Below are 13,721 nucleotides of genomic sequence, written 5' to 3'. Positions count from 1 at the left end.
AAAAGGAGGTCATTTGACCTCCTTAGTAGCGGGAACAGGACTCGAACCTGTGACCTTCGGGTTATGAGCCCGACGAGCTGCCAACTGCTCCATCCCGCGATATTGGACTGCAAAGGTACAATAATTTTTTCTTTTTGCAAGAATATTTTTTCAAAATATAGTTTTATGAAAATTATCCGAAGAGTTTTAATCATTTCTACCGGATTTTTAGAAAGAATAATAAATACTTAATTTTGGGATAATATTAAAATTGCATTTGATTAAAAACCTGTTAAAGAGTATTTCCCAAACTACTTATGTTAAGGCTTTTTACAGGCTTTTGGCAGTATTGATTTTGTTCCAGATTTCAAGATGGATTTTTTATTATTTTAATCAGGATGCCATTGGAGCTTTAATGAAATCGGATTTAATTCCAATTTTAAAAGGCGGACTGCGATTTGATCTCACAACCATAGCATTTCTCAATCTCCCCTATATTTTTATTCAGATATTTCCAGTTTTTAATTTAAGAAATAAGATTGTTAAAATTTTCTCTGATTTTCTTTTTTTGGCAGGGAATATTTTGGGGCTATTGGCAAATAGTATCGATATCGCCTATTTCAAATTTAACCTGAGAAGAAGCGCCTGGGCCAACATCACGGAGACGGGTGAAATAAACAATTTTTTCAGATTGATACCGGGTTTTATCAAAGGATATCCCGAAGCAATATTTGCCGGAATTTTTCTGATTCTTTCATTTGTATTCCTGTTCAAAAAAATACAAAAGGGAACTTTCGTAAAAAGCTTTCACCGAAGAGTTGACATATTTATTGTATCGTTGTTCCCACTTGTGGCTATCCTTAGAGGCGGTGACCTGGCCCATTCGTCACGGCCGCTCAATTTTAATCAAGTAGGCGAATATGTGAGTAATCCTCAACAAGTGGCTTTGGTTTTAAATACGCCATTTTCGATTATTAAAACCATAAAAAGCAATGCAATTGGACGGATGAATTATTTTTCTGATGAAGAAAGTCTGAAAAATGCGTTCGACCCAATAATTATCCAGAAAAAGGAATTCCCAAAACCTTTGAATGTGGTGATTATAATCGTTGAAAGCTACAGCGAGGAGGCTTCGGGTTTGTTTAATCAGGAGTGGAAAACTGGCGGATTTACCCCTTTTCTTGATTCCTTAAGACAGAAATCATTTTATTCAGAATACAGTTTTGCCAACGGGAAAAAATCAATTGAGGCATTGCCGGCAATATGGGCAGGTGTACCAAGTTTTGAGCATCCTTATGTTTTGTCGGAATTTTCCGGAAATAAGATTGACGCCTTACCCGAAATGCTCAAACAAGCTGGATATCATACATCATTTTTTCATGGAGCACCCAATGGCTCAATGGGATTTGATGCATTTGCCAAAACTGCCGGGATTGAGCAATATTACGGGAAAAATGAATATCCCCTGCCTGAAGACTTTGATGGCATTTGGGGAGTTTGGGACGAGCCGTATCTGCAATATTTTGGGAGGAAATTGAGTACTTTCAAAACTCCTTTTTTTAGCACGGTTTTCACACTTTCATCTCATGATCCGTTTAGAATTCCTGAGCAATACAATGGAAAGTTTAAGAAAGGCCCACATCCCATATTTGAAACGCTTTCTTATACTGATAATGCGTTGAGAAAGTTTTTTGAATATGCAAAAACGCAATCGTGGTATAATAATACGCTATTCGTAATTACTGCCGACCACACTTCATCATTTTCAGGGAGTAAAAAGTTTAAATCAGGGGTGGGGAGATTCAGAATTCCGATATTCTTTTATTCGCCCGGAATAATTTCTGCACAAAAATCAGAAAAGCTTTTTCAACAAACCGATATCTCACCCACAATTCTTGGGTTTCTGGGTATGAATACAGAAAATATTTCTTTTGGAAAAAATCTGTTAAAAAATGACAAACCCAATTTTTCTGTTTTTCATTTTGGAAATTATCATTGGCTTGAAAACCACAGATTACTCGTGTTTAATAAAGAAAAACCAATGGGATTGTATAATTTTGCAAATGATTTTGATCTAAAAAAAGATCTCTCTGCAAAAGAGAAAAATCAATTGATTAGTATGGAGAAGCATATGAAAGGTTTTTTGCAACAATACAATAACAGGCTCATCGAAAACAAACTTAAAGCAAAATGAAGCAACACCGGGCGGGATTTATAAGTATTATCGGAAAGCCAAATGTAGGGAAATCAACCCTGATGAACCAGTTGGTGGGTGAAAAACTCAGTATCATCACCTCCAAAGCTCAGACCACACGCCACCGGATAATGGGAATTGTAAACGGTGAAACTCCGGATTTTGATTTTCAATTGGTGTACAGTGATACCCCGGGTATTATAAAACCACAATATGAGCTGCATACTGCCATGATGGAGTTTGTGCATGGAAGTATTGAAGATGCCGATGTGGTGCTTTTTGTGACCGATATCTATGAAAAATACGATGAAGAAGACGTGATACAGAAGCTTCAGAAATGCGAGAGCCCAATAATTTTGATTATCAATAAAATTGATTTGGCGAGCGAGGAGGCTATTACAGAAAAAGAAGAGCATTGGAAAACTATACTCAATCCCACAAAAATCCTGAAGATTTCGGCACTCAATAATGTTGGTATCGATTTATTATTAAATCAGGTATTGGATTTTTTGCCTGAGCATCCGCCATATTTCCCTAAAGATGAACTTACAGATAAACCAGAGCGGTTTTTTGCTGCCGAAATTGTACGGGAAAAGATATTTTTGAATTATAAAAAAGAAGTGCCGTATAGTTGTGAAGTGGTGGTAACGGAGTTTAAGGAAACTTATGATCTCATCAAAATATACTCTGAAATATATGTGGAACGAGCCACCCAAAGGGCAATTTTACTGGGGCATAAAGGTGAGAGAATCAAAAAAGTCGGGATTGAAGCCCGTCAGGAAATGGAGCAATTTTTTGGAAAAAAAGTTTTTCTGGAACAATACATCAAAGTAGAACCCAACTGGAGGCAAAAAAAGCAAAAATTGGAGAGATTTGGGTATTGAAAGGCCCTGAATTGAATTATTCATTAATGTGGAATAAAATTCCTGAGGAATTATTTACGGTCAAAAATAGACCAATGTGCCCGCTGATTCATAATTTGGGTGAATAGAAATAATTACCGTTTTTTGTATAATAATATTTTCATTTATTTGTAAAAAAAATAGCAAAAAAGCACTGAAAAAGTGCAAAATTAGAAAATGAAAACAGCAGCAAATATTGATAAGTCGGAAGTCTTTGAGTCAATTCAGGCATTTTTAGATACAGAAGGATTCAAGGTTGTGTCCACCGACCACCAGAGACCCTGGGGTGGTTTTTTTGTAATTGACGAATCGCAGGCACCGGCATTTATCGCGAAATTTTTCAGCCATTTGAGTCTCGAAGATTTTGCCGGATTTGAAAAACTTAGCCCCAAAATTTTGGTAGTAGCACCTCAAAAAAGACTGTCCTGGCAATATCACCACCGCAGAGCCGAAATATGGAAGCTGATTGCGGGCGTAGCAGGTGTGGTGATTTCTGATACTGACAAAGAGACGATTCCTCTTCCCCTGAGTGTAGGACAAGTAATAAATCTTAAATGCGGTGAGCGTCATCGTTTACTTGGTGCCGACGGATACGGCGTGGTAGCCGAGATATGGCAACATACCGACAAAGAAAACCCGTCAAACGAGGACGATATCGTGAGAGTTCAGGATGATTTTGGGAGGTGATTTAATTCGCCCCTTTTACATTCATTTCCAGAGTATAAACTGATTCCAGAGCGGTAATAAAAAGCAAATTACGTTTTTTGCCTCCGAAAGTTACGTTAGCTGTCCAACCGGCGGGAACCGGAATATTTCCTATTTTTTTTCCGGTTTTATCAAAAATTGTAACCCCTTTTCCGGTCAAATACAGATTCCCTCCAGTATCGGTTGTCATGCCGTCTGAGCCCATTTCGGCAAACAGTTGTCTGTTTGTGATTTGCCCGATTCCGGTAATGTCATAGCGGTAGGTTTTACTGGCACCGATATCAGCGACATAAAGATATTTTCCGTCACCACTACCAACAATTCCATTGGGTTGATTATAGTCGGCATCCAGAATAATAGCGGTTTTTGAGTTTTTGGGTAAATAATACAATCTTTTTCCTTCGATTTCCTGATTTTTTCTTTTCCAATATTCTCTTGGATAAAAGGGGTCTGTAAAATAAATACCTCCGTTTGCATCAATCCAGAGGTCATTGGGACCATTGAGAAGTTTTCCTTCAAAATTTTCTAACAAAACAGTATGATTTCCTTTTGCATCTATTGCCCAAATCTGATTTTTTTCATCAGCACAGGAATGCAAAACTCCATTTTTATCAAAATATAGCCCATTTGATCTTCCTGAATTTTCAAGAAATAAAGAAAGATTCCCTTTGGTATCGTATTTCCAGATCGTATTGTTGGGTTGATCAGTAAAATAAACATTTCCTTTTTTATCAGTTGCCGGACCTTCGGTAAATTTAAATTGGTTGGAAATTTTGTTAAGATTTGCTCCTTTTTTAATTAAAGAAATATTCTCAAAATCCTGAGAAAAAGATTCTGTAAACAATGAAGCCAATATTATTAGAATGGGTATAAATGTAAATTTCATGGTTTTGATTTTGCCAATTTCGAATGTTTATAACCGTATAGAAAATAAATTACTGAGCCAATAGCCAGCCAACCCAAAAACATGGCCCAGTTGGTCCAACCCAATTCTGACATCAGATATAAATTAGTGAGAATTCCTAAAATAGGCAAAAGAGAGAAATTGAATTTCAACGAACCTAGCCCCAGCCCCAGCCATGCAAGCCAAAATACTACTATTAAAGGTTTGTCTGCAAAATGAGCAAATATTCCGTCAGTATTTTGATGAGTCCACCACAAGCCAATAATCAATGCCGGAAGAATTATGTACTTTCCATTTACATAAGGTACTTTAAATTTAGACGTTTTACTGAGGCCGTTGTGGTCCATGTATAAGATGCCCCCACTTACCAAAATAAAGGCGAAAAAAGTACCCACGCTTGTAAGGTCAATAAAAAACTGCATATTCATAAACATAGAAGGGACTCCCACAAAAAATCCGGTAACAATGGTGGCAAACGCTGGTGTCTTGTATTTTGGGTGAATCTTGGAAAACTTTTTTGGTAGCAAACCATCCCGACTCATCACCATCCAGATTCTGGGTTGACCCACCTGATATGCCAAAAGGGCACTCGTTATTGCAACCACGGCACTTACAGATATGATTCCTGCAAACCAGTTTAAGTTTACTTTTTCGAATACATAAGCAAGCGGATCATTAACTTGTAATTCAGTATAATTTACCATTCCGGTAAGTACCAGTGTTATTGCTACATAAAGAATCGTAACAATTATCAAAGTAATGATCATCGCTCTTGGCAAATCCTTTTGAGGATCTTTGCATTCTTCTGCAGTTGTAGAAATGGAATCAAAGCCAATAAAAGCAAAAAATACGGAAGCTACGCTCAACAATACTCCTTTTGAACCATTAGGTGCAAAAGGAATCCAGTTTTCGGTTTTTACATAAAATACACCCCCAATAATCACGAGGAAAATTACGGCAAGTTTTATTATCACTAAAATATTTGAAGCGTTTCTTGATTCTTTAATGCCTATATAAATCAACCATGTAATAAGTACGGTTATTAATCCGGCAGGAAGATTAAATAAAATTTTAAGGCCTAAAATTTCTGGAGCATCTGAAAATGCCTGAGCGAGGATTTTAACATTAGGAGTAACCTCTGCCAAAGTCCCGTTTTGCATTGCTTTTTCTAATTCAAAAAAAGCAGATCTTGCTGTACCAAAATCAATTGCCAACCAACGTGGAAAATGTATCCGGAAGATGTTTTCCAGCATACTAACAAAATATTCGGACCATGAAATAGCCACAACCATATTTGAAACGGCATATTCCAAAACCAGAGCCCAACCGATAATCCAGGCAAACAACTCACCAAATGTAACGTAGGCATAAGTATAAGCACTGCCACTAACCGGAACAGTAGAGGCAAACTGGGCATAACTGAGAGCAGTAAAAACGCAAGCAACAGCAGTGAAAATAAATAAAAGTGAAACAGCTGGGCCTCCATTGAAGCTTGCCCGGCCTATTGTGCTGAATATCCCGGCACCAATAATAGCAGCAATCCCAAAAAATGTCAAATCTTTAACTGTCAAAATTTTGGCCAGGGAATTTTCTCCATTTTCTACTTCCGCATCTTTTATCGCCTGAGAGATATTTTTCCTTCTAAATAATGATAATGACATATCAATTGGGTTTAGGGTTTGTGATAATCATGTAAAATTATCAAAATTTCACAGTCCATCAATTTTTTTGAAAAAAACATTAAAAAAGTAGCAGGAGATTTCCCCTGGATAGTTTTTTTGATAGAATTATTTTAAAATATTTCATAAAAAATTCTACGAAAACAAAAAACCCGATATTCCTTTGTTGGGAAATCGGGTTTAAAATCAATAATTTGATTATTTCTAAAAAAATTAAGGCGTATATTTATTTCCTCCAAAATCAGAGATAGATCCTGTTTTGAGAGTTAAATTTTTAACACCGCCCAACCTTTTCAGTTTAGGCTTTGAATATCCAATTCTAATATTGATATCAGTTATTTTTTTTCGAAAAAAAAGAATTCAAAATTGCGATTGCTTTTTTAATAAGTACTTTTGCAGAAAATTTCAAAATACAGCATGTCAAAGAAAATTCAATCGGCTCTCATTTCGGTTTTTTACAAAGATGGTCTCGGCAAAATCGTAGAGTTGCTTCATAAAAATGACGTAAAAATCTATTCTACAGGTGGAACTCAGACCTTCATCGAAGAAATGGGCATTCCGGTAACTGCCGTTGAAGACCTGACTTCTTATCCTTCAATTTTTGGAGGAAGAGTTAAAACCCTACACCCAAAAGTATTTGGTGGAATATTGCACCGCAGAGATAATGAAGATGACGTAAAAACAGCAGCTGAGTTAGAGATTCCGGCTATTGATTTGGTGATAGTAGATTTATATCCTTTCGAAGAAACCGTAGCTTCAGGAGCATCGGAAGACGACATCATTGAAAAAATCGATATTGGAGGCATAGCTTTGATAAGGGGAGCCGCCAAAAACTTCAACGACGTGCTGATCGTTTCTTCAAGAACTCAATATGACGATGTTTTCGAAATTCTTTCTGCAAAAAACTGCAGCACCGACCTGGAAGACAGAAAAAGATATGCTAAACTAGCTTTTGGTACCAGTTCACATTATGATTCGGCCATCCATGCCTATTTTGCCGGAATTGACGATGGTGGCAATTTCCGTGCGGCTCACCAAACACCATTGCGTTATGGTGAAAACCCACATCAGGCGGCCACTTTTTACGGAAACCTCGATGAAATGTTCACTCAATTGCACGGTAAAGAGCTTTCGTACAACAACCTCATGGATGTTGACGCTTGCGTAAGGTTGATTGACGAATTTGAAAAACTAACCTATGTTATCGTAAAACATAACAATGCTTGTGGGGTTGCTACTGCTGATACTTCGAAGGAAGCTTATCTCAATGCTCTCGCCTGTGACCCTGTTTCAGCGTTTGGGGGTGTGATAATCACCAATGAAAACGTGGATTTGGCTACAGCAGAGGAATTACACAAGCTTTTCTTCGAGATTTTGATAGCACCTTCTATAGATGAAGAAGCACTTGCTGTTTTGAAAAAGAAAAAAGACCGTCGGTTATTGCTCAGGAAAGAAGTTAAAACATCCAAAAAGCAGTTTAGAACACTTTTAAATGGAGTTTTGGAACAAGACAAGGACCTGTCAACCGAAAAAACAGAAGATTTTAAGGTAGTTACAGATAGGATACCGACTGATTCTGAAAATCTGGCTCTGGAATTTGCATTGAAAATATGTAAGCATTTGAAGTCAAATAATGTGGTTTTGGCAAAAGATGGGCAACTGCTTGCAAGTGGGGTTGGACAAACCTCCCGTGTAGATGCTCTTAAACAAGCTATTGATAAAGCTAAAGAATTTGGATTTGATCTAAATGGTGCCGTTATGGCCTCAGAAGCATTTTTCCCTTTCCCCGACTGTGTTGAAATCGCTGACCTGGCCGGTATTAAAGCGGTTGTTCAGCCCGGTGGCTCTATCAAAGATCAATTGTCAATTGATTATTGTAATCAGCACAATATGGCAATGGTTATGACAGGAGTGAGGCACTTTCTACATTAATAAAAGTTTAGTTTTAAATATTGGCAGAAATCTCCTCCCGAGGTTTCTGCTTTTTTATGTGTATTATTTTGAATTTTTTAAATAGAGTGACGTCTTTACTATTTTTATATTCAATTTTTGTTACAAATGATTATTTTGCAAAGAAATCTTAGATTCAAAAAAAATATTAATATATGAAAGTCCAATTCTACGGAGCAGCACAAAGAGTAACAGGAAGTAAACATCTCATTACAACCCAAAAAGGCACTAAAATCCTGCTGGATTGTGGCATGTTTCAGGGTATTAATACCAGTGAGCTCAACCTGAAATTTGGATTCAATCCCAAAGAAATAGATTATCTTTTGCTTTCACATGCTCATATCGACCATTCCGGATTGATCCCCCGACTGGTAAAACTGGGCTTTTCGGGGCAAATCTTCTGTACCGAAGCCACCAAAAGTCTTTGCCAGATAATGTTGCTTGATTCGGCCCGTATTCAGGAAAGAGATTTGGAGCGTGTGAATAAAAGAAGAAAAAAAAGAGGTGAAGAAACTCTTGAACTACTCTATGAAGAAGAGGACGTAGAAAAGGCCATGTCGCTTTTTCAGGAAATACATCTCAACATACCTTTTTATCTTGAAGAAGGCATAAAAGTAGAATATTACAATGCCGGGCATATTTTAGGAAGTGCAGGTATCATGATTGATTTTGAAGAAGACCATCACACCAAAAAGCTATATTTTACCGGAGATATTGGCAGGCCAAATGATAAAATTCTTTCTAGCCCAGCCGAATTCCCTCAAGCAGATTATATTATTTGTGAGTCCACTTATGGGAATCGCCTTCACGAACCCGAAGTTGACATGAAGGCACACCTACTCGAAATTGTGCATAAAACATGTGTAAAAAAAAGAGGCAAACTTATTATCCCGGCATTTGCGGTTGACCGCACCCAGGAGCTGGTATATGCCTTAGATCAATTGGAAAACGAAGGTAAATTACCGCACATACCGGTTTATGTTGATAGCCCGCTCGCAGTACAGGCCACGATGGTCATGAAACGTCACAGAGAAGATTTTAACCCGGAAATACTGAAATATATTGAGCGTGATGGTGATGCTTTTGGGTTCAATAATCTCCATTATATCACAGAAGTAAATGATTCAAAGGCTCTAAACAATTATGACAAACCTTGCATTATTATTTCGGCATCCGGAATGGCAGAGGCGGGCAGAATTAAACATCATATTGCCAATAATGTGGAAAATGCCAGAAACACAATACTTATGGTGGGTTATTGCTCGCCAAATTCACTTGGCCAACAACTCAAATCCGGAGAACCTATAGTGAAGATTTTTGGTGAGGAGAAATTTGTAAAAGCCGAAATTGCCATTATGGATTCTTTTTCAGCACACGCCGATTATTCTGAAATGATTGGGTTACTCAAATGTCAGGATCCACAGAAAGTGAAAAAACTGTTTTTGGTACATGGCGAAATAGAAACCCAGACCGAATTCAAGAAAAAACTGGAAGCAGAGGGCTTTAAAAATGTAGTGATTCCTGCACAAGGAGAGGGGATTGAATTGTAAAACCAATTACAGCTCAATTTATTATTCCATGGCTGCTGGATTGGATATATTTTTTTTCTTTAATCATTTTCTTCAAGGCCTTCATTGAGTTGACAGGGCCCTCATCTACAAACATGTTAATAACCACGTCCGGTAGTTCTCCTGCCGGGTCAGAGTGAAGGGTGTAAACACCTTTGATGCCGTTTGAAGTTGGCGTAAAGACCCATTTTGCATGAAAATCAGTGACTCTCAAATAATCCGGATTGAGGGGCATTCCTTTATTTTGTCCAATATCTTCCAAAATTACCTCTTTAGTAACAGGGTTTTGGGTTATTTTACTCATCCCTACCAAATCACGGTCTTTGACAGGCCATGGCATATCGATCTGATTATAATACAATCGCTGATTGTGACCGACATTTTTTATAAATTTTGAATAATTTACTTTGTAAATCCATTTCGGAAAATTAGGGATATCCATCAATACTTCTATCAAAGTACTCATTTCACAATCAAAAGTCAGTTCAATTTTGACATCTTTAAGGCTGCCCACCTTTTTGTTATAAACTTTAATCCCTTCAGTATTTTTTACAAATTTCCAATCTTTTTGTGCAAAGGAAAAAGTTGAAAGCAGAATAAAAATTGCGGATAAAATTGTTTTTTTCATTGATTAAAAAAAAATGTACGTTTTGTTGAGAAAAATATTTGGCTTAAAACCTTATTTTAATTTAAACGTCAATTTTTTTAAAATGATTTTTATTAGGTGGTTTTTTTTAGAAAAAAATGTAAATCTAATTTTGGAACATAAAAAAAGTCTTCGATTTCTCGAAGACTTTCGTGGGAGTTGAGGGATTCGAACCCCCGACCCTCTGCTTGTAAGGCAGTAATACATTATTTTTTAATATTTTTTGAAATTTTGTAAAATATTGAAAATAAGTATTTTATAATTTTATTTTTTGCAATATTTTGAAGTGTATTTCAATTTTTTATACATTTGTTTAAACTATGTTTAAACCAGAAATAAACAAAATATAAAATGGCGTCAACTAACATCGTATTATTTACTTCGAAAACTCTCAAAAATGGTGAGCATCCAATAATGGTAAGAATTATCAAAGACAGGAAAACTAAATACATTTCGATAGGGCATAGTTGTAGTAAAGAGCTTTGGGATATCAAAAAAGAATTACCAAAGAGAAAGCATCCTTTGTATGCGGAACTTTGTGTTTTGATTGACTCAAAAAAGATGGAAGCCAATAAAGCACTTATAAAGGTCGAAAATGAAAACAAAAGCTTTTCTTCCCAGGATGTAAAAACAAAACTTGTAAAGCAAGTTAATAAACTATCTGTTTTTGATTTTCTGGACCAAATAATTAATGATTTAAAAGCAAATGGTAAGATTGGCAATTCAAGGGTTTATTATGATTTAAAAAGAGTTTTAAAGAAATACATGGGTGAAAAGAAATTACAGTTTACAGACATCAAAAAATCTTTTCTCACCAAATTTGAGCTTCATTTAAGATCTGAGGGTCTTAATCCTAATAGTATGAGTGTTTACTTTAGGACACTCAGGGCAACTATTAATAAAGCTATTGAGGCTGAAGTATTCCCCAAAGAGGATAATCCTTTTGAAGAATATTCAATTTCACACCTAAAAAATGAAACTGAAAAAAGGGCAATTTCCAAAGATGATGTAAGGAAGATAGAAGAAATTAATACAATTTTCAACTCGCCTATATCCCTAGCACAAGACTTCTTTATGTTCAGCTATTATAGTTCCGGAACCAATTTCAAGGATGTAGCCTTGTTAAAATGGAAAAACCTAAGGGTTGGTCCCAATGGATTAATAATGGACTACGTAAGAAGTAAAACAGGGAAAAAAATGACAATCTCATTACCTCCAAAGGCTGTCGAAATAGTTGAAAAATATAAATGTCTTACACATGGAAATGAAAACTTTATTTTCCCCTTTCTTGACAAAAATGTTCATATTAAACCCATGACTGTTGCTAATAGACTGAAGAAAACCCAAAGGATGGTAAATGCTAAGTTGAAAGACCTCTGCAAAATGGCTGGCTTAGACGAAAACCTCAATGTAACCACATACGTTGCCCGACACAGCTTCGCCACTGCTTTGAAAAAATCAAACGTAAGTACTGCCATAATTAGCGAAATGATGGGGCATAAATCTGAAGCTATAACTCAGGTTTATTTGGACTCATTTGATGATTCTGTTAAATATGAGGCTAGTTTGAATTTGTGAAATTAGTGTCACAAAATACCTTCTCGTTTCATAAACAGGGCAACTTCTTTAAGGTTTGAAAATGCTTCAATCTGAAAATACTCCCTCACCTTATTTAAAATTCTTTTGCTATCAGTTTTTTGAATAGTAATAATATTTTCACCTAAAATATTTGCAATTTCTTTGTGTTTAAGTTTTGGATTATTTGCTAATAGTTTAAGTATAGAATACTCACGCTCATTTAAACCTAAATCCTGTATTATTTTATCAAGGTTTTCGCTCTGATTTTTCTTTAAGGCATTTTCTTCCGATTGAGCGATGATTTGATTTTCTTTTCCAACTCTAATATCTAATACGTCAAATTCCTGATATTCTTTAAGTAACACAAAGTGATTCAGATAGGATAATACTTTGCCACTTTTATCTATCTGAAAAGGATAAAGTGTTCTTTTGGTTAAATAATATTTGCCATTTTGGTGCAAAAGTGGCAGCTGAATAACAATTTTCTGGTGCATGAATTTCAAATCAAACTCCTCAGAATTTGCAGTGTCAAATGCTGAAGTAGCGTTCAAATTGAGAGTTTGCAAATGTCTGGGGTGGATGATTTTAAAATAATCAAAAAGTCCAAACTGGCCGTCAGCATATCCCATCCATTCAGAAAGACCGTTAGCATGTTCAATTTTTCTACTTACGAGATTTAATACGAAAAAAAATTGTTCATACTTGACAGTGAATTTTAAGTTTTGAATCTCTGAAACTTGAGTTCTTTCATCCACCAAAGGCTTATAATCAGCATTTTGGGGATATAGTTTTTCTAATTGCTCTAGTGCAATTTGTAAAAAGGATTTATTTTCCATTATTATTTGGATTTGACTGATTGGCAGTCAAATTTAATATATAAGTGTATATATTTTTGAAGAAACAACAAAAAATCTAAATGAACTGCTCAGAAATACAGTATCTAGAAGCTTCAGCAAATTATACCATTTTTCATTTCAATGATGGGAGAAAACAAATGCAATCATACACACTAAAACATTTTGAAAAAATATTACAAACTCATAAAGCTTTTTCCCGCATACACCGTCGCTATTTGGTAAATCGAAGGCATGTAATTTCTTACACTGAATTTGAAGTTTTGCTTCAAAATGGTAAAAGGTTACCTGTGTCTAGGAGGAGGTCTTTTGAACCTAACACCGAATAATAAATATTTTTCATTTCATACTTTATTTTCATTAGGTTTGTTATTCTGCGAAATAGCCATCAGTTAGATATAAAAACTACAAACCTATTTTTAGTACAACATTGATTTTTTACTGATGCAAAAACTTTTATTTTTTTTATTATTACCATTTTTAAGTTTTTCACAAAACTCTAAAGGTCAGCTTATTTGTATTCCCCCTAAAGATTTCTCTAAAGTAATTAGAGAAGCTATAACCGCTTATAATCTTCAAAATCCAAACCAAATTTTTCTACCAATCCGGTTCTTTTTGACTGGCCTGTTCAACAAGCAACAGGATTTAATGATCCAAGTGTTTGGGGAATTTCTGCCTATTTTGATCACAACCCCTCCTATGGACAAACACAAGATTATAATTGTGGAACACATACATATGACGTAAGTGGTTATAATCACT

Annotated in this window: 12 protein-coding genes and 1 tRNA gene; 8 read left to right on the top strand and 5 right to left on the bottom strand. The window is 35.7% G+C overall.

The features are described from left to right. Positions 1-26 precede the first annotated feature (26 nt). Positions 27-99, bottom strand: a tRNA-Met gene (locus IPP61_05160). 151 nt (positions 100-250) lie between these two features. Between IPP61_05160 and IPP61_05155 the strand changes: the two genes are divergently transcribed. The 3 genes from IPP61_05155 to IPP61_05145 all read left to right on the top strand — a co-directional run bounded on the left by IPP61_05155 (position 251) and on the right by IPP61_05145 (position 3,762). Continuing rightward, on the top strand, positions 251-2,173 hold the full coding sequence (locus IPP61_05155) for a sulfatase-like hydrolase/transferase (GenBank protein MBL0324557.1): 1,923 nt from the start codon (positions 251-253) through the stop codon (positions 2,171-2,173). Further along, a complete protein-coding gene (gene era, locus IPP61_05150) occupies positions 2,170-3,057 on the top strand; it encodes a GTPase Era (GenBank protein MBL0324556.1) in 888 nt (295 codons plus the stop codon). Before IPP61_05155 ends, era begins: the two co-directional genes overlap by 4 nt. 195 nt (positions 3,058-3,252) lie before the next feature. Continuing rightward, complete coding sequence (locus tag IPP61_05145; protein ID MBL0324555.1) at positions 3,253-3,762, top strand: phosphoheptose isomerase; 510 nt, start codon at positions 3,253-3,255, stop codon at positions 3,760-3,762. Between the two features lies 1 nt (position 3,763). Here the strand turns inward: IPP61_05145 and IPP61_05140 are convergent, their stop codons facing one another. After that, positions 3,764-4,666, bottom strand: coding sequence for an SMP-30/gluconolactonase/LRE family protein (locus IPP61_05140; GenBank protein MBL0324554.1), 903 nt, complete (start codon positions 4,664-4,666; stop codon positions 3,764-3,766). Further along, positions 4,663-6,345 (bottom strand): amino acid permease, encoded by a 1,683-nt coding sequence (locus IPP61_05135; GenBank protein ID MBL0324553.1) that lies wholly within the window; start codon positions 6,343-6,345, stop codon positions 4,663-4,665. The genes IPP61_05140 and IPP61_05135 overlap by 4 nt, the downstream gene beginning before the upstream one ends. Before the next feature lie 435 nt (positions 6,346-6,780). Here IPP61_05135 and purH point away from each other — a divergent pair, with 435 nt between their 5' ends. Next, positions 6,781-8,295, top strand: coding sequence for a bifunctional phosphoribosylaminoimidazolecarboxamide formyltransferase/IMP cyclohydrolase (purH, locus tag IPP61_05130; protein MBL0324552.1), 1,515 nt, complete (start codon positions 6,781-6,783; stop codon positions 8,293-8,295). 173 nt (positions 8,296-8,468) lie between these two features. Then, positions 8,469-9,863, top strand: a complete 1,395-nt coding sequence (locus tag IPP61_05125; protein MBL0324551.1) for an MBL fold metallo-hydrolase — start codon at positions 8,469-8,471, stop codon at positions 9,861-9,863. A 13-nt stretch (positions 9,864-9,876) separates the two neighbouring features. On the opposite strand, the gene IPP61_05120 is transcribed toward IPP61_05125, so the two are convergent. Then, on the bottom strand, positions 9,877-10,509 hold the full coding sequence (locus IPP61_05120; GenBank protein MBL0324550.1) for a hypothetical protein: 633 nt from the start codon (positions 10,507-10,509) through the stop codon (positions 9,877-9,879). 369 nt (positions 10,510-10,878) lie between these two features. On the opposite strand from IPP61_05120, the gene IPP61_05115 reads away from it, so the two are divergent. After that, complete coding sequence (locus IPP61_05115; GenBank protein ID MBL0324549.1) at positions 10,879-12,105, top strand: site-specific integrase; 1,227 nt, start codon at positions 10,879-10,881, stop codon at positions 12,103-12,105. A gap of 8 nt (positions 12,106-12,113) precedes the next feature. Here the strand turns inward: IPP61_05115 and IPP61_05110 are convergent, their stop codons facing one another. Next, positions 12,114-12,941, bottom strand: a complete 828-nt coding sequence (locus tag IPP61_05110; GenBank protein MBL0324548.1) for a hypothetical protein — start codon at positions 12,939-12,941, stop codon at positions 12,114-12,116. 80 nt (positions 12,942-13,021) lie between these two features. Here IPP61_05110 and IPP61_05105 point away from each other — a divergent pair, with 80 nt between their 5' ends. Both IPP61_05105 and IPP61_05100 read left to right on the top strand, forming a co-directional pair. Then, on the top strand, positions 13,022-13,288 hold the full coding sequence (locus IPP61_05105) for a LytTR family transcriptional regulator (GenBank protein ID MBL0324547.1): 267 nt from the start codon (positions 13,022-13,024) through the stop codon (positions 13,286-13,288). Between the two features lie 115 nt (positions 13,289-13,403). Next, on the top strand, positions 13,404-13,706 hold the full coding sequence (locus tag IPP61_05100) for a hypothetical protein (GenBank protein ID MBL0324546.1): 303 nt from the start codon (positions 13,404-13,406) through the stop codon (positions 13,704-13,706). Positions 13,707-13,721: the final 15 nt, after the last annotated feature.

Source organism: Cytophagaceae bacterium (assembly GCA_016722655.1).
Taxonomy (GTDB): domain Bacteria; phylum Bacteroidota; class Bacteroidia; order Cytophagales; family Spirosomataceae; genus Leadbetterella.
The sequence above is the reverse complement of the archived record's forward strand: the minus strand, read 5'-3'. Positions and strand labels throughout refer to the sequence as shown.